Here is a 21352-nt window from a genome sequence, read left to right on the forward strand (position 1 = left end):
ACCTGCCCAGTGCAACGCTGCTCCCCCTGCCCCCCTGGGGTAGGGGGCTGGGGGGTGGGGCAGCACACGGAAAGCCCGCCGCCAGGCGCCCCCCGTCAACCGTGTGGGAGAGGCCCGCCGCCCAGCACGCCCGCCGCCTCACGCGGCTGCCCTCACGGGGCGGTGGTGGTCGCCTGCCGGTCGAAATGCCGTTGCCGCGCCCGGAACGCCGCTTTCTGCTCCGGCGTGGTCTGGGCGTGGCAGTGGCGGCAACTGACGCCCTCCTCGAACAGCGGGTCCCTGCGCTCCTGCTCGCTCAGCGGCCACCCGCACGAGTGGCACATCACGGCCCCGCCCTCGTGCAGGCCGTGCCCGACAGTCACGCGGCCGTCGAATACGAAGCACTCGCCGTCCCAGCGGCTGTCCTCTTCGGGTACGTCCTCTAGGTACTTCAGAATCCCACCCTGGAGATGGAATACGTCCGCGTACCCGCGCTGGCGTAGCAGGCTGGTGCTCTTCTCGCAGCGGATGCCGCCCGTGCAGAACATGGCCACACGCTTGCCCTGTAGTGCCCCGGCGTGCGCGTCCAGCCACGCCGGGAACTCCCGGAACGAATCGATCTGCGGGTCCAGCGCGCCCCGGAACGTCCCGGCCTTCACCTCGTAGCGGTTGCGGGTGTCGATCACCACGACATCCGGCGCGCTGATCAGGTCGTTCCAGTCCTGCGGGGCCACGTACTGCCCGGCCTCCCGGGTCGGTTCGGCCGCCGCGCCCATGGTTACGATCTCGGCTTTCACGCGCACCTTGAAGCGCCGGAACGGCTGCTCGCTGGCCGCCGATTCCTTGTACTCCAGGCCCGTGAACCCCTCTGCCAGCAGCGCCCCGCGCAGCGCGTCGATGCCTGCGCGGCTCCCGGCGACCGTGCCGTTGATGCCCTCGGACGCCACGATCAGCGTGCCGCACAGGCCGTGCGCGGCCCCCAGCGGCAGCAGCCGCCCGCGCAGGGCCGCCGGGTCGCTCACCGCCCGGAACTGGTACAGCGCCGCCACCACGAAAGCAGGCCGGGCAGCCGGGTCACGGGGAGCTTCGGGCAGGACAGGGACCGGGTGGGACGCAGACATCCCCCGCATGATACCGAGCGGTTGTGGGCGGCCGGGGGCCGCGCCTCACGGTTGTTGCCATGCAGTGGCAATCTGGGGCGGCACGGGACTCAGCAGCAGCACGGGACTCAGCAGCGGCACGGCGTTCAGCGGTGGGACAGTGCCCAGGGCGGCGGCCTGCTCGGGAGGTCAGGTGGCGGTATCGTTCAGGCTCTCCATGAGACTGTCGGTCATGTACGTAGCTTAACGGGCGGTGGCTCGCGGCGCTGTCGCATGTGACCAGCTGGTATGAAGGTCCGGTGAGGGGCCGGAATGCGCGTTCTGGCGGAGTCGCGTGGCGCGGGCCTCTGCTAGCCTTGCGGGCGTGTCTGCGCCTTCCACCCTGATCAGTGCGTCCGGCCTGAGCGTCGTGTACGGCGAGCGGGCCGTGCTGAGCGGCGTGGACCTGAGTGTGACGGCCGGTGAGCGCGTGGCGCTGCTGGGGCGCAACGGGGCGGGCAAGACGACGCTGCTGCGCGTCCTGACCGGCGAGCGCACCCCGGACGACGGGGAGGTCTGGCGCCCGGACGGTCTGCGGGTGGCGGTGCTGGCGCAGCATCACGCGCACCCGCCGGGCCTGAGCGTGCGCGCCCTGGTGGACGCCGCGCACCCCTACCGGGACCTGGAGGCCGACCTGCTGGCGCTGGAGGCGGACCTGGGCGACCCGGATACCCTGGAACGCTGGACGGCGCTGCACGCCCGCCTGGACGACCTGGACGCCTTCCGCTGGCCCGCACGGGCGGCGCGGGTGCTGGGCATGCTGGACCTCACGCGCTTTCTGGGGCGCGAGGCGGCCACGCTGTCCGGCGGGGAGCGCACGCGGCTGGCGCTGGCGCTGGCCCTGGCCAGGGAGCCGGACCTGCTGGTGCTAGATGAACCCACCAACCACCTGGACATCCGCATGCGCGAGTGGCTCGAAGGCTGGCTGCGGGACTTCCGGGGCGGCGTGCTGCTCACCAGTCACGACCGCGACTTCCTGGACGGCGTGGCGACCCGCAGCGTGTGGCTGGACGCGGGCGAGGCGACCCCGTACGCGGGCGGGTACTCACGCGCGCGCGCGCAACGGGACCTGGAGCGGCGCACCCAATCCCGCGCGGCCCGCCTGGCCGGTCAGGAGGCCGGGCGACTGGCGGGCAGCGTGGACACCCTGGACCGCTGGGGCCGCCGCTCGCGCGCCCTGAAAAGCCGCGCCGACCGGGTCGTGGTGCCCGAGGCGCCCCTGCCGGAACGGCAGATCCGCATGCGCCTGCTGGCCGGCACGGCAAAGGCGCCGCTGGTGGCGTGGGGGGAACACCTGAGCAAGAGTTACGCCGGGCGGCCCGTGTTGCAGGGCGCGGCGTTCCGGTTGCGTCAGGGCGACCGCGTGGCCCTGATGGGTGCGAACGGCACGGGCAAGACCACCCTGATGCGCCTGCTGTCCGGCGAGCTGCACCCGGACCCACCGGGCCGCGACCCGGATACGGGCCTGCCGCTGCCCGAGCCGCTGCTGCGCGTGGCGGGCGGCGTGACGGTCGCCAGCCTCGACCAGACCTGGCACGGCCTGACGCCCGGCGAGGGCCTGCACGAGCAGTTCGAGCGGCGTTTCGGGCGGCAGGCGACCACGCTGCTGGGCCGCGCAGGTTTCAGCGCGGCCGACTGGCCCAAGACGCCCGAAGTGCTGTCCGGCGGGGAGCGTGCGCGTGCCGGACTGGCGCTCGTGAGCGGCCTGCGCGCGGACCTGCTGCTGCTCGACGAACCCACCAACCACCTGGACGTGGACGCCCTGCTGGCCCTGGAAGGCGCGGTACAGGCGTACGCGGGCGCGGTCGTGATCGTCACGCACGACCGCCGCTTTGCGCGGGAGGTCGCCACGCGCCTGTGGGTGATCGAGGACGCCGCGCTGCGCGAGGTGAGTGGCTGGGGCAGCCGCGAGTACCGCGATCCGGCCGCCACGCTGCAGGGCGACCCGCCGCCGCCCCCGCCCGCGCCCACGCCCCGGCAGCGCCTCGCGCCGCTGGAAGCGCGGCTGTGCAGTCTGCGCGCCGAACTGGACCGTCCGCCCGGTACCCTGAGCGGCCGCGAGGAAGCCCGCGTGCGCGCCCGGGCGCACGAGGTGCAGCAGGGTCTGTACGTCCTGTACGCGCAGGTGTGGCAGGCCGAGCAGTACGACACCCAGGTCCGCGAACCGCCCCTGACCGTGCGCGCCCAGCACCTCGGGGACGCTCCGGGTGAGGGGGGCATGTTCTGGGCCGCGCAGGACCCCACCTGCCCACACCTCGCTTGGGATGGCCGCACGCTGCGCTGGAACGGCGCGCCGCTCGCCTGGTTCGGCGCGGCGCTGCTGGGCGGCGCCCTGAGAATCCTGTTCGAACGCTGGGGCGCGGGCCGCGTGACCCTGGGTGACGGTGGGCCCACCGTCACGCGCCGCGCCTACTTCGCGGGGCTGGGCCTGGTTCGCCCAGACTAACCTGCCCAGACCAATGCGCCCAGACCAATGCACCCAGACTGATCCGTCTGCACTGATCTGCCGGCCCCAGCCGGAGCACGCCGCAGGCCGGACCCCGCTATACTTCCGCGCATGGAAGACCTCATCAAGGGCCGCCTTGGTGGAGCGGACGGCTACGATATCCGCTGCACCATCGACGGCGACACCATCAAGGGCCGCGCAGGCGGAAAACTACACGGCAAGGACATCAACCTGGAGATCACCGAGCGTGGCGTGCAGGGCAGCGTCGGCGCGGACCCCGTGAAGATCGAACTGCAGGACGGCGAACTCAAAGGGAACGTGGGCGCGCAGAAACTCACGCTGCGTGGCGTGGACCGCGTCACGGGCTTTATGGGCGAACCCATCATCGGCTGGAACGTGGTCGCGCAGCAGACCGGCGAGCGACTGACCGGGCAGCTGGGCAGCACCGTCCTGGGCCGAGCCTTCGATCTGGAACTGGGCAGCGCGCCCGGCTGGGTGGGGACCCTGGTTGCCATCGTGGCCTTCTACGCGCTGGAACCCCGCGCGAACATCACGACCAGCCGCTGATACCCACTGCGGTTGAAACGGTGCAGTGCAGCCAAGAGGGCCGCTCCCGTGCAGACGGGGCGGCCCTCTTGGCTGCCGCTGTTCGAGCGGGCGCTCAGCGGCCACCGATGCGGTAGGTCACGCCGAAGCGCAGCGTGGTGCCCTGCTGGGCGCTCTCGACGCCCAGGCTGACGTTGGTGCGCCCGTTGACGTTGTACCCGGCGCTGAAACTGGGCCGGATGGACTGAAGGTTCAGGCCGCTGATGGGCGTGCTGACCCGGAACGTGAACTGATCGTCGGGAGTGCTGTACTGCGCGTCGATCAGACCCTCGCCGTTCAGGTCCACCTGATACTGCAGGTACAGTTCACGTGTCAGGTACGACCCGAGCGTGATGGTCGCCCCCACCGACCCGTCTGCGTTCCCGAGTTGCGGGGTCAGGCGGAAGACATCCAGACCGAACGCGGCGGCGATGGTTCGCTCCAGTTCGCCCAGCACGAACACGTTCAGGGCCGTCTGGAAGGCGCTGGTGCCCAGGGCCGTCAGGTTCCCTGGCAGGGCCGTCAGGTTAGGGACGCCCGTGGCGACCAGCGCGTACAGTTCTGCTTCACTGTAGGCCGCGCCGCTGATGGGGTCGGCGCAGGTGGGGCCGTCCTGCGCGCAGCTGAGGGTGGTGGTGAGGTCCAGCAGGGCCGCGCCGCTGGGCTGCGGAACGAACTCGCCCAGGAGGTTCAGTTTCACCGGCACCCGCTGGCGGGACTCGCGGAGGGTCGCGGTGACCTGCCCGGTGGCGGTCACGTTGAATTTCGGGTACAGATTCTCGCCGCCGAACGTGACGGTACTGTCGGACAGCGTGAACTCGTTCTCGCGCAGGTACACGAAGCCGCGCTGCGAGCGGATGTCACCCGTCAGGCGCGGGCGCGCCCCGGTGCCCGACACGACCACGCTGCCCGTGAAGTCGGCCCGCATGAGGTTCTCGTCCACGCGGATGCCGTTCACGGCCCGGATGGGAATGTCTTCCAGCGACAGGCGTTCCAGGAACGGGCGGGCCGCCGGGGCCTGTCCGTCGGCCCGGGCAGCCTGCGGGAAGGTCCGCAGTTCCTCGGGCAGGGGGCTCACGTAGTGGTCGGTGGTGCGGCCAGTGGGTCCGCCCACGCTGGTCTGCCCGGGCGCAGGCAGCGTGGCCTGCGCGTTCGGGCGGCCCAGAATCAGCCGCGTGAAGTCGGCCGCGCCGCTGATGCGGATGGCCTCGCCGTCGTCCACGGCGCGCAGGTCGGCGTTCAGGGTGCTTTCACGTCCGTAGATGACCTTCAGCGGCAGGTTAAAGTTCCGGGCGGCCAGCGTCAGGTCCCAGCGGGGCGCCACGTCCCCCGTGACGCTCAGCGAACCGGCCGGGACCGCGCCGCTCGCGGCACTGAGGCTCTGCGCGTTGAGGGTCCAGCGGGACTCGGTCTGCTGCGCCAGCGTGACCGTGGTGTTCGGCAGCGAGCCCAGCATCTCCGGGGCCAGCAGGCCGCTGAAATTCACGCGTGTGTCGCTCAGGCGGCCCAGCGTGAGTTGCCCGGCCAGCGTGACCTGCCCGTCCGAACCGAGCGTGCCGCCGGTCAGGACCGCGCCGCCCCCGCTGAACGCCCCGCTGTCCGGCAGGTCCCCCGCGAAGGCCGGGACGCTGACGCTCAGGCCCGCCACGCTCCCGGTGATGTTCTGAGCGCGGAGCAGGCCGCGCGGCCGCTCGTACGTCCCGGCCACCGAGAGTTCCAGCGTGCCCTGCAGGTCCGGCTGCAACGCCGCCAGCGACGGCACCAGCAGCAGCGCTGGGGTGAAGGTCGTGTTGCTGAACTGCGCGGTCACGGCCACGCGCTCGCGGGTGTACTGCCCGCGCACGTCCCAGGTACCGGCCCCGCTCAGCGCAATGTTCAGGTTGCGCAGTTCGCGCCGCGCGTACTCCAGCGTGCCCGTCCCGGTCAGGGTCTCGGTCACGGCGGCGCTGCCCGCGCCCCTGACGCTGGTCACGCGGATGCGCTCGGCGACCACGCTGGCCGTCCCCGCCAGCGGATCGCTGACCGGGAAGCGGAAGCGGGCCAGTCCCGTGACCACGCCCTCACCCGGACTGGTCCCGGCGAACGCCCCGATCACCGCGCCCAGCGGCAGCGCCCGCAGCGTGCCCTGTCCGAACAGTTCGCCGCCGCCCAGACCCGCTGTGAACTCCGACTGCCCCAGGAACCCGCGGATACGCCAGTCGCCCGACACCTGCGTGCCTTCCAGCCGCGCCGGCAGCACCTTGGGTCCCACGGTCAGGTTGTCCGAGCGCAGAACGAAGGTGCCGCCCCCGTCGCGCAGGTTCGCCTCTCCGCTCACGCGGCCTGAGAGCTGCGGCGCGATCTTCAGGTCCTGGACCTCCACGTTATCCAGCGTGGCGCGCACCGAGTACCCGTCCCCGGTGGGCTGCACGGCCAGCGGACCGTTCAGGACCGGCAGCAGGTCCGCCAGTCCGCCGGAGGCCGCCACGACCGCCTCGCCGATGTCGTTCGCGCCGCGCAGGTCCGCCCGGAACGCCTGCCCGGTCAGGTCCAGGGTGCCGCTGACGTTCAGGCTCTGCCCGGCCAGCGTCAGCGGGTAGCGGGTGGCGGTTACCTGCCCGGTCAGGCCGCTGGCGTCGGCGCGGACATCCAGGCCCAGCGTGCCCAGTGTGCCCAGTGTACCCAGTGTGCCCAGCGTGATCGCGGAGGCAGTCGTCTGAACAGGCGTGGTCTGGGTGACCTTCGTGGTCAGGGGGGCGCTGACCGTCCCGCTCACCCGGCCCGTCCACTGGTGGCCCGCCTGGGCCGCCGTGAAGTTCAGGGTGCCTGCCGGGAGGACCGCCGTGCCCGTCACCGAGGGCCGCCCGCCGCGCAGCGTGACGACCGCGTTCAGGTCGCCGCCCACCGCCAGATCCAGGTAAGGCGCGCGGTAAGGGGTCTTCAGGTCCGAGACCGAGGCGGTCAGTTGACCGTCCAGTGCGTCGGTGCCGACCGTGCCGCTGGCGCTGAGCAGGCCGCTCACGCCCTTCAGGTTCAGGGTGTCGAGGGTCAGGCCCGGCAACTTCACGGCCAGCTGTCCGCCCGCCCAGCGCAGCGTGCCGTCGCGCACGCCGTCCGAGACGGTCAGGTCCGCCGCGTTCAGGCTGGCCGTACCACCCGCCTGCCACCCGCCCCGCCGGACACTGAGCAGCAGCTCCGGGTCACTGAGCGGGCCACTCGGCGTGACGCTCAGGGACAGTTCCGGGCGGCTCAGGCTGGCCGCGCCCAGCAGGGTCCACACGCCCCCACGCGGGCGCAGTTCGACCGCGCCGCTGGCCTTCGCGCCCGGCCCATCGACCAGGCGCAGCTGCGCGCCGTCCGCCGACGCCACGACCCGCGCGCCCGCCTTCAACAGTTCGCCGCTGCCCGTGACGAGTGGATGCGCGAACGCTCCACCCACGCTCAGGGCCAGCGGGGCCGTCAGGACGCCCGCCGGACCACCCGTGACGCGGGCCGTGCCGTGCCAGCCGGTGAGCGGATCGGCCCGCACGTCCAGCGCCGCCTGTAGGCCCTGTGGCCCACCGAGCGCGCCACTCACGGCCAGAGCCTGCGCGCGGTAGGTGGCCCGTAGCGTGCCGTCCAGGGTGCCCTGGCTGGCCACGGTCAGGTCGGCGGCCGGGCCGCTCAGGCTGACGGTGCCGCCCAGGTCCAGGGTGCTGCCCGCTGCCCGGGCCCGCAGGCCGTCCAGCGTCAGGTCCGTGCCGCTCAGGGTCACCACCGCGCGGGCGCCTTTGGGGGAGGAGGCACTGTCCACAGCGGGGCCAGCTGGGAATGCGCCCGGTGCCATGGGCGGCGCTGCCTGCGAGAGCGTACCGCTCAGGCCCGCCAGCGAGGCGCTCAGTGTGCCGCTCAGGTCGTCCAGCGTCACACCGCTGGCCGACGCTCCGGCAGACTGCACGGCTGCCGCCAGGGTCGGCGCGGCCAGCGTGCCGCCCAGCGTACCCGCCAGCGTGAGCCGCCCGGTGCCGCCCACGAGCGGCAGCGGTGTCAGGTTCAGGGTGCCTTCCAGCGCAGGAATCAGGCTGCCTGCCCCGCTGCCTGCCCCGCCTCCCAGGGTCAGGGTGCCGCTGCCCAGCGTTCCGGCGTTCAGGTCGTAGCCGCCCCGACCGTTCCCGCTGAGGATCACGGGGTCTTCCAGACCTGCCACCTGCGCCTGCACGGCCCCGGTCAGGTTCGGCCAGCTGCCGCGCAGGTCCAGCGCGGCGCGGCCTGCGCCGCCCGTCACGGTGCCGTACACCCGCGTATTGACCTGGCCGCGCGCCAGGTCCAGCCCGCTTGCCTGGGCGTACAGCGTGCCCCCGGCGCGGCCCAGCAGGTCCACGCGGGCGTTCAGGTCCGGTGAGACCACCCGGCCCGACAGGATGACGTGGCCGTTCAGGGTGTCGGTCTTCAGGTCCAGCGTGCCCTGTGCGAGCGGGTCCGTGACCGCGCCGCGCAGCGTGATATCGGCCGCCAGCCTGCCCCGCCCCAGCGACGCGGCGTTCAGGTACGAGCTGTCCACGCCCTGCGCCGTGACGCGCAGGCCGCCCGGCAGCGCCCCGCTGGCCCGCAGCACGCCGCCGCGCAGGCTGCCGCTCAGCTCGGCGTTCAGGGTTCCGGTGCGCGGCACGTACGCCGCCTGACCGTACAGACTGAACGGACCGGACTGCGCCTGAACGCCCTTCACGGCCAGGTTGCGCGCCGTGACCTCCCGCAGCCCGCCGGACAGCGAACCGGTGGCGTTCAGGGTTCCGGCCGCCGTGAGGGCGTCCACGCCCAGCCCGGCCGGCAGCAGGCGCGCAACCCGCAGCGGGGCCTGCACCTCCCCGGCCCGCAGGGTCAGGCGGTACTCGCCGCCCTCCAGCGTGCCCCCGCCCGAGACCCGCTCGCCGCGCAGGCGCAGGCTGGCGTTCCCGGCGCGGTAGGTGGCCCCCAGGTCGCCCGTGAAGTCCCCGGCACTGTCCAGCACACGCCCGGCGAAGGTGACGTTCAGGGCCGTCCAGGTGGCGCCGCCCAGGGTCGCCTGACCAGTCAGGGCCAGTTGACCGTCACGGCCCCACAGCGCGCCCGCGTCGAAGGCCTGAAGGTCCAGGGTGCCGCCGGGCCGGAAAGGAAGGTCCGCCGGAAGCTGCCCGGTCACGCGGGCCTGCCGCGCGCCCGTGCCGATCAGGGCCGCGACCTTCAGGGTGCCGCCGCCTGCGCCGTCCAGCACGGCGTCCAGCGGGTCGCTCTCAAGGTCCCCCACGGCCCGCAGGCTCCCGCTGAAACCCGCGCCGCTGCGCCAGCCGATGGGGCCGCTCAGGCGCACCACGTTCGCGCCCGACACGTAGGTGGTGTTCAGGTGCAGCGCGGCGCTGACCAGGCCGCCCAGCGCGTTTGCGCCCAGTTGCCCGCGCAGCCCGCCGCTCAGGGCCGCGCCCGTGAAGTCCGCGCGGTAATCGCGGCCCAGCAGGTGCGCCCGCACCCGCGAGCCCGCCGCGCGCAGCCCGCTGTGCCCGTCGGTCACGACACCCTGCACGCTCACGTCCGGTCTGGTCAGCGCTCCGCCGATCTGCGCGGTGTAGGTGCCGGGCAGCCACTCGTTCAGGGTGGCCCGCGCACTCATCTTCAGGGTCGGCAGGACCGTTCCGCTGGCGCGCACACTTCCCTGCGTCAGGGTGGCCTGCGTCAGGGTGGCCTGCGCGCCGTCCACCCGCAGCACGCCGCCCGCGTACCGCGCCGGGGCGGCAAAGCGCACGCCCCCCGCCGCGCCGCTGGCCTGCAAGCGCAGGTCACCCAGCGTGCCCCCCACCACGGCGTTCAGGGTGCCGTTCACGCCCGCCAGGGGACGCAGGTCCGCCACGCTGAGACTCCCGGTGGTCTGCCAGTCCATCAGCTGCGCGGCGCCCGCCGGTTGCCGGGCGTTTACGTTCACGGCCGCTCCGGCCACCGTGCCGTTCAGGGTCACGGCGGCGCGGCGCGTCAGGTCCGTGCCGCTCAGGTTGGTTCCCGCCGCAGTCAGGTTCACCGCGCGGCCCTCGAAGGCCCCGGTGGCCCGCAGGGTCAGGGTCGTGTCGGGGCGGCCGGTCAGGGTGGCGCGCAGGTCGTCCAGGGTCAGCGCCGCGTTCACCTGCGGGTACAGCGGGCCGCGCAGGGTCACGGCGTACCCGGCCAGTGTACTGCTCAGGTTCGCGGACAGTTGCCCGCGCCAGAGGGTCACGCGGCCCTGCGCGCCCTGCTGACTGCCCTGGCGCACGTTCAGGTCGGCGCGCCCACTGGCGCGGGCCAGCGGGTCGGGGCCGGTCAGGTCCGGGAGGCTCAGGTTCAGGGTCACGCGCCCTGCCGCGCCGGGCAGCACGGGCGTCAGAACCCGTGCGTTCAGCGCTGCGCCGTTCACGGTCAGGGTCCGGCCGTCAAAGCGCACCGGGATGCGCGTGCCGGGGTGGCTCAGGGTGCCGCTGGCCCGCAGGCCGCCCTGCCAGTCCACGCGGCCTGCGAGCGTCAGCGGGTCGGTCAGGTAGCGCGTGCCCGTCAGGCTCAGCGCTGCGCTGGTGGGGGAGAGGCTGGCGACCAGTCGCCCCGCCACGACCTGCGAGCGCACGGGTGGGGGCAGGAGCGCCCGAACCGGCTTGAGGTCCGCGCTGAGCGCGCCGCCCAGTGCGGGAAGAACCGTCACGCGGCCTGCCAGCGGCCCGGTCGGCGAGGCGACGAGGCGCGCAGCCTCGCCCAGCACCCGCAGCGTGCCCGTCTGCCCGGAGAGCGCGTAACGGGCGCCCAGCGCGCCGGACCACAGGCCGCCCTGGTAGGTCAGGCCGCCCACGCGCACGCGCGCCCCGGTCAGCGATCCAGACAGCGGGAACGACTGCGCCGGTACGCTCAGGGTGGCCGCGCCCGACCCGTACGACTGGGCTTTCAGGGTCAGGGTGCCGCGCAGGTTCGCCGCACTCCCCGTGGCCTGAGCCGTGAGGTACGGCCCGGTCACGCGCAGGTCCAGGTTCTCCAGGGTGGCCGGGGGCGTGATCTTCCCGGTTGCCAGGATGGTCTGCCCGGCCAGTTTGCCGCTGATCCGCACCTGCCCGTTTACAGCGCGGACATCCAGCGCCCCAGCCTTCAGGGTGCCGCTCACCACGCCATTCACGGCGCCCAGGTTGCCCCGCAGGGTCTGTCCGCCCAGGGTCAGGCCCTGCGCCTGCACGCTGAGATTACCAAAGCCCTGCAGTTTGACCAGCGCCCGCCCGCCCGCCTGGTCGGTCACGGTCACCGCGCCGCGTGGGTTCAGACCTGTGCCCTGCACGTGGCCGTTGACGGACAGTCCGCCGCCCAGCGCCCCGCTCACGTTCAGGTCGTAGCGGCCAGCGGGGAGCGAGGCCGTGCCGCGCGCGCGCAGGCCCTCGCCGCTGCTCACCAGAACGTTCAGGTCGTCCCACGGGCCGTCCAGGCTCACCGTGTACCCGTCCAGCACCCCGCGGGCCGCCACGGCGCCCCGGAACGACCCGCCGGGGCCCCAGGTCGCGCGGCCCTGCACGCGCCCCGCCCGCCCGAACGCCGTCAGGGCCTGCTGCCCGGTCACGCGGGCCAGTCCGGTCGCCGCGTCGTAGGTGACGTTCAGGTCGCCCCAGGTGCCGCTGGCCGTGAGGCGCGGCGTCAGCGTGCCGCTCAGGTTCACGGGTTGCGCGGGCAGGGTCACGCCGCCGAACGACTGCGGCCTGGTCTGTCCGGTCACGCGCGCCCGCAGGTCGCCGTACGCCCCGGCCACGCCGAGGTTCAGGGTCTGCCCCTGCGCGCTCACGCGGCCCTGCGCCTGCACGTCCGGGTACACCCGGCCCGACAGCGCCGCCTGCACGCCGGCGTAGGTGATCCGCAGCTTCGCGTTCAGCGGGCCGCCCGCGCGGGTCAGGGTGCCGGTCACGCCGGCCCCCAGCGCCCGCGCGTTCACACGCGCCGAGCCGCCCTGACCGGCCAGGTTCAGGTCCAGCGTGCCGCCCAGTCCCTCCACGTTCAGCAGGGGCCGCAGCGCCGCGAGGTTCACGCGGCCCGTGGCGTCCCAGCGGTCCCCGTCGATCACGCCGCGCGCCGTGTCACCGGCGGTGGTCAGCGTGAAGCGCACGCCCCGGTCCACGCTCAAGGCCCCGCCTATGTCCGCGCCCTGAACGCGCGCGGTCGTCCGGTAAGGCGCCTGAAGCTGCGTGTCGGCCAGCACGCTCACGCCTCCCGCCGACCCGCGCAGGCGGGCGGACGTGCCGCTCGCCGTGGCTGTCAGGGTCACGCCCGGCCCGGTCGCACGCAGCGTCCCGAAGGCCTTCAGGGCAGAGGTCACGGTCACGTCGCCGGTCACGTTCAGGCCGCCGGTCACGGGCAGATTGCGCGCCTGCACGCCGTAACGGTCGCCGTTCCAGGTCAGGACCTGCGCGCCGCTGCGGAAGGTGCCGCGCTGCCGGGTGTAGTTCAGGTCCAGTGGCCCGGCCAGCGTGTCACGCACGCCCGGCACGGTCGCCTCCAGTTGCCCGGTCACGTCACCGCCCGTCAGGTCCAACCTCCCGCGCCCGCTGAGGATGATCCCGGAGCCCTTCAGGCCCTGCGCCTGCCACGTCCCCCGGAACTCGCGGTTCAGGTCGAAACGCACCGCCCCCAGGTCCACCCGCAGGCCCTCAGCGTCCAGGGCGGCGCTGCCGGACAGGCCAGTGAACGGCCCGGCCTGCGCGCCGCTGATGCTGGCCCGCAGGTCGTCCGGCGTGCCGCGCACCGCCACGCGGGCCTGCGCGGCCCCGTACGTGGGATTCAGCACGGCGTTCACGTTCATGCCACTCAGGTCCAGCGTGCCCGAGAGCGGCCCGCCCAGGCCCTCACCGCGCAGCGTCACGCGGTTCTTCGCGTCAATGGTCGCCTTCACGTTCAGCGGCTGCTGCCCGAACGCCCCGACCAGCGTGGCGCGGCCTGTCCGGCCCAGGGCCCATTGCCCCTCCAGCCGCTGATCCGACCCGGTCAGCGAGGTCACGGCGCTGAACGCCAGGTCGTTCGTCTGGGTCGCCACGTTCCCGTCCTCGTTCAGGTAGGTGTACTCGGCCTTTGCGTCGCGGAAACCCACGCCCGCGACCGTCCCGGCTCCCTGCACGTGCCCCTTGACGCGCACGGTACTCCAGCCGCTCGCCGTGACCCGCACCTTCAGGTTTCCGGTGCCGGTCGTGCCGAGCGACTCTGCCAGACCCGCCACGGTGGGACGGGCGTCCACCGTCACGCGCCAGTTCTCGGCCTTCAGGTCCACGCCCCCGGACGCGGTGACCGGGCCGTTCCAGCCGCGCCCCGCCAGTTCAAGGTCAAACAGGTCGCCCCGGTGCTTGGCCGTCCCGGTAATGCCGGTCACTGTGACGAAGGTCGTTCCGGGCACGCGCAGGCGGCCGTCCGTGACCCTCAGGTCCCCCCGCACCGGGCCGCTGCCGAGCACGTACCGCCCGCTGATGCGGCCACCCGTCACGCCCGGCCAGTAGTGATTCAGGACCCGTGCGTCCGCGTCGAGGTCCACCGTGAACACGCCCGCGCCCCCTGACTCGGAGACGCGCAGGTCGGCGTTCAGCTCGCCCTCGCGGGTGGCGCCGCGCACCAGCACGCGCCCGCCCTCACCCCGCGTGACCCGGAAGTGGCCGTCCGGCAGGTTGATCCCACGCCCGTCCACCGACACCCGCGAGTCCTGCGCGTCCAGTCCGGCCAGCGCCACGTTCCAGCCCCCGCCCCAGCCCCCACCCTCGTCACCCGTCCCGCCGAGCAGGTCCGCGAGTTTCAGGCGCACGTCCGCGCCCCGCGCCGACACGTTCAGGCGCAGCGTCCGCGTGAACGGATTGACCGACGCCACCGTCACCGTCACCGAATCCGCGCGGCCCGTCACGCCCGGCAGCGTCACCCGGGCGCCGCCCAGCGTCGGCGCCCACAACGGACCCTCCACCCGCTGCGCCGAGATCATCTTCCCGCCAAACCGGGAGAGCAGCGCCCCACCCAGCAGGGCGGGCAGGAACGCCAGGAGCAGCAGCAGCGCCGCCAGCACACCCAGCACCCACGGCCAGAGGCGGCCGGTCGCTCGCTGCTCCGGCCTGTCCTTCAGTTCGTCCGGCCGCTCCTCGGTCGTCACGCCCGGACCCGGGCTTGCCCGCCGGAAGGCACACCCGCCCCCACCATCACCGTGATCATTGCTTCCAGCCGCATTCCCCGCATTCCCCGCATTCTACGCAGCCTCACGTGAACGCCGCACCCAACGCGGCCTCACGCAACCGTCAGGAACGCACCCCGGCCCCGCCGTCAAAGCCGCTACCATGACCTGTATGCGCCTGACCGCCCTCATCACCGGAACTGTGCAGGGCGTCGGCTACCGACGCTACGTGCAGCGCCACGCCCGCGACCTGAACCTCGCCGGGTACGCCGAGAACCTCAGCGACGGCCGCGTCGAGATCGTCGCCGAGGGCCCCCAGCCCGAACTGGACCGCCTGCTGCACTGGCTGCGGCGCGGCCCGCCCCACGCCCGCATTCAGGACGTGCAGACCACCTACAGCGACCACACCGGCCTGAACGACTTCCACGTGTACTGACGCGGACCCGGCATGAGCGGGGTTCCCTGCAAGCAGCCACACGCGCCTGCCACACACGCGCCTGCACATCCGTAGATTGGCCTGCCGCAACAGAAAGCGGCGCCCCTGGTGATCGGGGGCGCCGCAGAACCCGGAACCTTATTCCAGGATGGCTTCGTGGGTGATCTCCACGTTGCCTTTCATGACCTGACTCATGGGGCACAGGTCGGCGGCCTGCCTGACATGCTCCTCGAAGTCGGTCTGGTCGCTGCCGGTCACCCGGCCGCGCACGACGAGTTTCATGGCGCTGACCTTGAAGCCGGGGCCGTGTTTAACCATCTCGCAGGTCGCCTGGGTGTCCAGGGATTCGACCGTGTGGCCGTGGTTGGCGAGCAGCGCCGAGAGCTGCATGGTGAAGCACCCGGCGTGGGCGCTGGCCAGCAGTTCTTCGGGGTTGGTGCCCTTGCCGTTCTCGAAGCGGGTGCCGAACGAGTACTGCGCGCCGTCCAGAACGCCACTCTCGGTGCTCACGGTGCCCTTGCCGTGCTTGAGGTCGCCTTCCCAGTGGGCCGTTGCGGTGCGTGCGATATCTGCCATGTGGTCCAGTCTGCGCAGTCAGGCTGCGTGGAGAGCGCAGCGGCGCTTGAGCGGAACTTCATGCTTGCGCCTCCCGCCACTCTCATTCCAGGCTGAGCAAGGGCAGGGATACGGCCCCGGGTGGAATCCGTATGAGACGGCTTCCGATTGATTCGGTGCAGTTCTGAATCAATCCGAGCGGATGCGAGTAGGAACACCATACGCCCCTTCGCGGTTTGGAGCCGCAGGCGGCGCTTTTCCGACTGTGGCGCAGTGGAGCGGAATCCGTATGAGACCACCACATCTGCTCCGCTGCGTCCGGGTTTCTGACATCCGCGCGCCCGGCCCTTCCTCGTGCGGCGGCGACTGCCCTACACTCGGTTCATGCAAAGTCAGGATTGGACGGTCCCCGGCGCTCCCGTAAAAGGCTACGTTTGGCATGCGGCGGATCCGCGCGGGAATGTGCTGCTCACGCACGGGTTCGGGGAGTACGCCGCGCGGTACGTGGACCGTTACCACGCCCTGATTCCCACGCTGGTGGGAGCGGGCTTCACGGTGTACGCCGCCGATCAGCGCGGGCACGGCGCGTCGGGTGGGGCGCGCGCCGTGGTGGACGTGCGCGTTCTGGTGGAAGATCACCTCGCGGCTCGCGGGGCGCTGCGCGCGGACCCCCGGCCGCTGTTCCTGATGGGGCACTCGATGGGGGGACTGGTCACGGCGGCCAGCGCGGCCCGCGATCCGCGCGGCGTCAGTGGCGTGATCCTGTCCAGTCCGGCGCTGCTGGTCGGCGAGAACGAATCGGCGCTCGTGAAACGCCTGTCGCCGCTGATCGCACGCGTTGCGCCGGGTCTGCCGGTCACCGATCTGGGGACGGGCGGCCTGTCGCGCCTGCCCGAGGAGGTCGCCGCGTACGAGGCGGACCCCCGCATCTACCACGGAAAGGTCTCAGCCCTGACGGCCGCGAGCATGCTGGAACTCAGCGCCTCCCTGTGGCCGCTGTACGCCCGCTGGACGCTGCCCACCCTGATCGTGCACGGCGCGGCTGACCGCCTGACGGACCCGCGCGGCAGCCAGCGCTTCATGCAGGTCATCGCGTCGGCTGACCGTGATCTGCACGTCGAGGACGGCGGTTACCATGAACTCCTGAACGACGAGCCACGTGACCGGGTTCGGGCGCGAATCCTGGAGTGGCTGCTCGCCCATACCGAGTGATTCGGACTGCGGTTGAACGCATTGCAACATCTGGCCCATCGAGCAGATTCGTAGAGCTGCGCCGCCCAGCGGGCAGGAGCCAGCCGGTCTCTTGGTCTTGGAGTTCGCAAGCTCGTGTGTGTTGGGGTTGCAAATGAGACTGGGCAGGGTCCGTATGATCCCCGGGGATGGGGGCCATGGCCTCTACGCTGGACAGGCTTATTGACAGAATTCTCAGTATTTTCTAATCTATCCGCATCCCATAACCGAGGTGCCCAGCCATGCGTAACGTCACTCCTGTTCTGCTTCTCTCCCTGCTGCTCGCCGCGTGCTCCACTTCCCAGCCTTCCCCGCAGCAGGACGGTGCGTCCGCGCGCACGGCCCCCGTCACCCGGCCCGCCACGCTGATCCTTCCCGACGGCACCCGCCAGCAGGTCACGGGCTTCGAGCAGGACGGCTACCTGATGCTCGAGGATGACATTATCCTGGCGGATCTGCGCAGCGTCACGCCGCAGGGCACGTACGTCGTGGATACCCGTTACCGCTGGAAGGCGCGCACCATTCCGTACACCTTCGCGGCGAACGTTCCGCAGGCCATCCGGGACCGCGTGGTGGCCGCCGCGTCCACCATCCGCTCGACGACCAACGTGATCGTCACCCCACGTACCAGCACCACGCAGCTTAACTACGTGGAGATCACGTACAACACCGGCACCAGCTGCGCGTCGAGCCTGGGCATGGTGGGCGGCAAGCAGACCCTCACTCTGGCTGACCGCTGCACGACCGGCTCGATCATCCATGAGTTCGGTCACGCCATGGGTCTGTTCCACGAGCAGACCCGCCCGGACCGCGACCAGTACGTTCGGATCGTCTGGGCGAACATCCCCGCCGACTGGCAGAGCCAGTACCAGATTCGCAGCGGCAGCGCCGGCTACGGCGCGTACGACCTCGATTCGATCATGCATTACCCGGCACTCTTTGACGGCAAGATCGCCATTCAGCCCCTGAATTCCAGCATCGACATCAACCGCATGGGCCAGCGCAACGGCTTCTCGGTGACCGACAAGAGCGCCGTGAACGCCCTGTACCCGCGCTGAAGGTCGGGAGCAGGGGCCGCCGCACGACTGGATGTGTGGTGGTCGCTGCTTTCTCCGGGGCACTTGGATTCCGACTGATTCAGTACAGTACTGAACCGGTCCGAGCAAACGCCAGGAGGAATAACATACGGATTCCGTTTGTTTCGCCGACAACCCGGAACTTCGCCGGATTGCCGGCTCCACGTCCGGAACCCGCCCTACTCCCACTCGCTCCGCTCGGATTGAATGGGCTTTGCAGCCCATTCAATCGGAGTCCGTATCAGTCGGCCGCGCTCTGTGTGCCGCTGCCTCGCGTGGCGGGCACGCCGTCACGCACACTGGGGTGAATCCCGAAGTCCTGCGCGATCAGGCGGGCCGTCATCTTGGCACTCATCATGACGCTGGGCGTCCCGCCGCCCGGCTGCGCGCCCGCGCCGACCATGTACAGGTTGCGCACGTCCTCGCTGCGGTTGTGCGGGCGGAAGAACGCACTCTGGATCAGGGTCGGTTCGGGGCCAAAGGCGTTACCCAGGTAACTGTCCAGCGTGCCTTCAAAGTAGTCGGGCGTGATGAACTCGCTGTGCGTCAGGCGCGCGCGCAGGTCCGGGATGTACCCTCGTTCCTCCAGGAAGGCGTACACCCGCTCCACCAGTTTCGGGCCCTGCGCGGTCCAGTCCAGGCCGCTGGCGTTGTGCGGCACGGGCACCAGCGTGTACGCCGCGTGGTGGCCTTCCGGGGCGAGGCTGGGGTCGGTCAGGGTGGGCACGTGAAGGTACTGGCTGAAGTCGCGGCCCAGAACCTTCTTCCCGAAGATCTCGGTCAGCAGTTCCTGGTAGCGCGGCCCCAGGATGATGTTGTGGTGGCGGAGCTTCAGATCCGTGTCGTTCTTGCGGAACCCGAAGTAGATGACCAGCAGGCTCATGCTCTGGCGCGCGGCCTTCACGCGCAGGTCACTGTTCACCAGGCGCGCGGCGGCCGGCACGCGCTTAAGGTACGTGTTCGCCCAGTCGCCGTTACTGACCACGATGTCCGCGTGGCGTTCCTGCCCGCTTTCCAGGCGCACGCCGCGCGCCACGCGCCGCCCCAGCGGGTGGCGGACCGGGCGGCCCCGGTCGTCCGTGACCAGGATCTCCTGCACGCCCTGCCCGTACTCGATGCGGCCCCCGAGTTCCTGGAATTTGCGCACGAATCCTTGCACGAGCGCGCCCGTGCCGCCCATGGCGTAGTGAATGCCCCAGGTTTTCTCCACGAAATGAATCATGGCGTAGATGGCGGGCACGCTCAGGGGGTTCCCGCCGACCAGCAGCGTCTCGAACGAGAACACCTGCTGCATCTTGGGGTTCCTGAAGTACTTGCCGGTGAAGCTGAACAGGGTCCGCACGGCGTCCAGGCGCATCAGGTCCGGCACGACCCGCAGCATGGTCGCCACGTCCCCGAAGTGCGTGTAGCCCAGTTCCAGAAAGCCGCGTTCGAAGATGGCGCGGGCGTCCTCATGAAACCGCTCGTACCCGGCGAGGTCCTCGGGAGCCAGTTCGCTGATCTGGCGGCGGGTGCTGACCGGATCGCCGTCGTAATCGAAGAAGGTGCCGTCGTCAAAGTAGATGCGGTAGAACGGCAGGATCGGCACGAGGTTCACGTACTCGCGGGTGCGTGGGCCGCCGCTCTGGCCCTCACGCACGCGGGCGTCCGGGGCCAGCACCGCTTCGGGGTAATCCGCCTCGCCCAGCATTCCGGCGTCGCGTTCCAGCGCGAACAGTTCCTCGATGAAGTGCGGCACCGTGATCACGGTCGGCCCCATGTCGAACACGTACCCGTCCTCGGTGCGCTTCTGGTACGCGCGCCCGCCCGGCTTGTCCAGCCGCTCGAGGATGGTCGTGTCGAAGCCCAGCGATTGCAGGCGAATCCCGAGGCTCAGGCCCCCGAATCCGGAACCGATGATCAGCGCGGTCTTGCGTTTGCCAGGCGTGCCAGCAGGAGTGTCAGCAGAAGTAATAGAAGGGAAAGCGGTCATGGAATTACCTCCGCCGCTCGGCGCGGCGTGATCAGGATGGACGGGGTCGGCAGTGGTCAAGGGCGCTGGAGTGAACGGGCCTGCGGCGACCGGCAGCGCCGCACTCTCAGGGAACCGCGGCCCACCGTAACTCCCACCAGGCACGCGGCAGCATCATCAGTTTGCGCGTGCCGCTCACGTGGGCCCGTCGCCCGAAATTATCGAAGTCGTTGCGAGCCAGGTCGTCCAGAATCCCCTCGTAGGCACGCGCGGCCGTCGCCACGGCCAGCCGGGCGCTGCCGTGCAGGCAGGGAATTCCGGCGCGGCCCTGCGCGTACCAGTCCCGCGCCAGCCCCGACAGGTGCTCCATCAGCGCGCGGTACCCGGGCGTGACCACCCCGCGTTCCAGGTCGGTGCGGGACACGCCGTACTGCAGCAGCAGCGTTTCCGGCAGGTACACCCGGCCCCGGCGCAGGTCCTCACCCACGTCCCGCAGGATGTTGGTCAGTTGCATGGCCTGCCCCAGCATCAGCGCGGCGTGCAGCGTGCGTTCGCCGCCGCTATAGCCGCTGACCGGCGCGATCATGAACCCCACCACGCCCGCCACCCGCCGGCAGTACAGCATCAAGTCGTCCATGGTCCGGTACTCGTGCCCGGCGAGGTCCATGCGCAGTCCGTCGTGCAGCTCCGCAAAGGCGGACGGCGGAATGGGGTAACTGCGGGCTGCCCAGGACAGGGCCAGGTCGATGGGATGCTCACTGGGCCGCCCGGCCAGGGCCGCCTGCGTGCGCGTCCACCAGTCGTCCAGCTCCACGCGGGCCGCCTCGCCGCTGCGTTCATCCACGATGTCGTCGCCGTCGCGGCAAGCGGCGTACACGGCCCACACGGCCCGCCGCTGCTGCGCCGGAAAGAACCGAGAACCCAGATAGAAGGTCTTGCTGTGCTCCCGCGTGATGCCCTGGCAGTGCGCGACCGCCTGGATCAGGGCAGTGCCGGTCGGGGGTGTGAAGGTCACGTCAGTCACGGTTGGATTCCTTACTCCGAGTGTAGAGGCCGCCTAGGGGGGAAACGTCACGCATTCTTACAGAGTCTCCCACCCACCACGCTCAGTGCCCCCCATGGGCAGCCTGCGGGTCCGGAGGTTTCACGTAGCGCTCGAACTGCACGGCCCCTGCACTCAGGCCGTCCGTGCGGGTCAGGCCCGGCAGGTGCTTGTGCACCCAGGCGGGATCGGGGAAGTTCAGGCCGCCCACCAGCGGCCGCTCGAACACCGCCTGAAGCGGCCCGCCCGTGCGCCGCAGGTACATCAGCCACAGTTGCCCGCCGGGCCGCAGGACCCGCGCGCACTCGGCGAGCAGCGCCGCCGGGCCGCGCGTCTCGTTCAGGGTCGCGCCGACCGTGACCCCGTCGAACGCCGCGGTCGGCAGGTCGCTGCGCTCCATGTTCAGCTGGGCCCAGTCGATGCGGGGGTCGGGTTCGCGTCTGGCGCCTTCACGCAGCATCGGGGCGCTCAGGTCCACGGCCAGCACCCGGCAATCCGCGCGGGCCAGCACGCCCGCGTAGAAGCCCGCGCTGGTGCCCACGTCCAGCCAGTCCTGCCCGGCCTGCGGCCGGCACAGTCCCCGGAACAGGGCCGCCTCGCGTTCCAGTGTGAACGCCGCGCCCAGCACCCGCAGTGACCGCGCGCGCCACCACGCGTACCCGGCGGCCGTCAGGGACAGGAGATTGCTGCGTTGCGCGGCGCTCAGGAGCGGCCCGGAATGGTCCGCAGCGAAAGATGGGTCCGGGTTGAGGTTTTCTTGTTCCTGCACAGAACGGCTCACAGGGTTCATTATGCTGTT

General features: G+C 71.4%; 11 protein-coding genes. 5 read left to right on the top strand and 6 right to left on the bottom strand.

Annotation, left to right across the window (positions count from 1 at the left end):
* Positions 1-152: 152 nt before the first annotated feature.
* A complete protein-coding gene (locus QZ271_RS05245; RefSeq protein ID WP_291429670.1) occupies positions 153-1100 on the bottom strand; it encodes a rhodanese-related sulfurtransferase in 948 nt (315 codons plus the stop codon).
* 343 nt (positions 1101-1443) lie between these two features.
* Between QZ271_RS05245 and QZ271_RS05250 the strand changes: the two genes are divergently transcribed.
* On the top strand, positions 1444-3564 hold the full coding sequence (locus QZ271_RS05250; protein ID WP_291429671.1) for an ABC-F family ATP-binding cassette domain-containing protein: 2121 nt from the start codon (positions 1444-1446) through the stop codon (positions 3562-3564).
* Between the two features lie 111 nt (positions 3565-3675).
* Positions 3676-4131, top strand: a complete 456-nt coding sequence (locus tag QZ271_RS05255) for a hypothetical protein (RefSeq protein ID WP_291429673.1) — start codon at positions 3676-3678, stop codon at positions 4129-4131.
* A gap of 94 nt (positions 4132-4225) precedes the next feature.
* Here the strand turns inward: QZ271_RS05255 and QZ271_RS05260 are convergent, their stop codons facing one another.
* Positions 4226-14245: a translocation/assembly module TamB domain-containing protein gene (locus QZ271_RS05260; protein ID WP_291429675.1), complete on the bottom strand. Its 10020-nt coding sequence runs from the start codon at positions 14243-14245 to the stop codon at positions 4226-4228.
* Positions 14246-14435: 190 nt separating this feature from the next.
* On the opposite strand from QZ271_RS05260, the gene QZ271_RS05265 reads away from it, so the two are divergent.
* Entirely contained in the window at positions 14436-14699 is a 264-nt protein-coding gene (locus QZ271_RS05265; RefSeq protein ID WP_291429677.1) for an acylphosphatase, read from the top strand.
* A 138-nt stretch (positions 14700-14837) separates the two neighbouring features.
* On the opposite strand, the gene QZ271_RS05270 is transcribed toward QZ271_RS05265, so the two are convergent.
* Entirely contained in the window at positions 14838-15275 is a 438-nt protein-coding gene (locus QZ271_RS05270) for an OsmC family protein (protein ID WP_291429679.1), read from the bottom strand.
* Between the two features lie 363 nt (positions 15276-15638).
* On the opposite strand from QZ271_RS05270, the gene QZ271_RS05275 reads away from it, so the two are divergent.
* Positions 15639-16466 carry an alpha/beta hydrolase gene (locus QZ271_RS05275; RefSeq protein WP_291429680.1) on the top strand — a complete coding sequence of 276 codons (828 nt, stop codon included), beginning with the start codon at positions 15639-15641 and terminating at the stop codon, positions 16464-16466.
* 260 nt (positions 16467-16726) lie between these two features.
* Positions 16727-17542, top strand: coding sequence for a M12 family metallopeptidase (locus QZ271_RS05280; protein ID WP_291429681.1), 816 nt, complete (start codon positions 16727-16729; stop codon positions 17540-17542).
* Between the two features lie 259 nt (positions 17543-17801).
* Here QZ271_RS05280 and crtI read toward each other — a convergent pair whose 3' ends face one another.
* The 3 genes from crtI to QZ271_RS05295 all read right to left on the bottom strand — a co-directional run bounded on the left by crtI (position 17802) and on the right by QZ271_RS05295 (position 21343).
* Positions 17802-19532: a phytoene desaturase family protein gene (crtI, locus tag QZ271_RS05285; RefSeq protein WP_291429682.1), complete on the bottom strand. Its 1731-nt coding sequence runs from the start codon at positions 19530-19532 to the stop codon at positions 17802-17804.
* A 106-nt stretch (positions 19533-19638) separates the two neighbouring features.
* A complete protein-coding gene (locus QZ271_RS05290; protein WP_291429706.1) occupies positions 19639-20526 on the bottom strand; it encodes a phytoene/squalene synthase family protein in 888 nt (295 codons plus the stop codon).
* Positions 20527-20617: 91 nt separating this feature from the next.
* Positions 20618-21343 (bottom strand): class I SAM-dependent methyltransferase, encoded by a 726-nt coding sequence (locus QZ271_RS05295; protein WP_291429683.1) that lies wholly within the window; start codon positions 21341-21343, stop codon positions 20618-20620.
* Positions 21344-21352 lie beyond the last annotated feature (9 nt).

Source organism: Deinococcus sp., assembly GCF_018260555.1.
GTDB lineage: Bacteria > Deinococcota > Deinococci > Deinococcales > Deinococcaceae > Deinococcus.

Excerpts from the sequence above, each read along its gene's own strand:
- QZ271_RS05245 (WP_291429670.1), bottom strand. The coding sequence starts at position 1,100 with ATGTCTGCGTCCCACCCGGTCCCTGTCCTGCCCGAAGCTCCCCGTGAC.
- QZ271_RS05255 (WP_291429673.1), top strand. The coding sequence starts at position 3,676 with ATGGAAGACCTCATCAAGGGCCGCCTTGGTGGAGCGGACGGCTACGAT.
- QZ271_RS05265 (WP_291429677.1), top strand. The coding sequence starts at position 14,436 with ATGCGCCTGACCGCCCTCATCACCGGAACTGTGCAGGGCGTCGGCTAC.
- QZ271_RS05270 (WP_291429679.1), bottom strand. The coding sequence starts at position 15,275 with ATGGCAGATATCGCACGCACCGCAACGGCCCACTGGGAAGGCGACCTC.
- QZ271_RS05275 (WP_291429680.1), top strand. The coding sequence starts at position 15,639 with ATGCAAAGTCAGGATTGGACGGTCCCCGGCGCTCCCGTAAAAGGCTAC.
- QZ271_RS05280 (WP_291429681.1), top strand. The coding sequence starts at position 16,727 with ATGCGTAACGTCACTCCTGTTCTGCTTCTCTCCCTGCTGCTCGCCGCG.
- crtI (WP_291429682.1), bottom strand. The coding sequence starts at position 19,532 with ATGACCGCTTTCCCTTCTATTACTTCTGCTGACACTCCTGCTGGCACG.
- QZ271_RS05295 (WP_291429683.1), bottom strand. The coding sequence starts at position 21,343 with ATGAACCCTGTGAGCCGTTCTGTGCAGGAACAAGAAAACCTCAACCCG.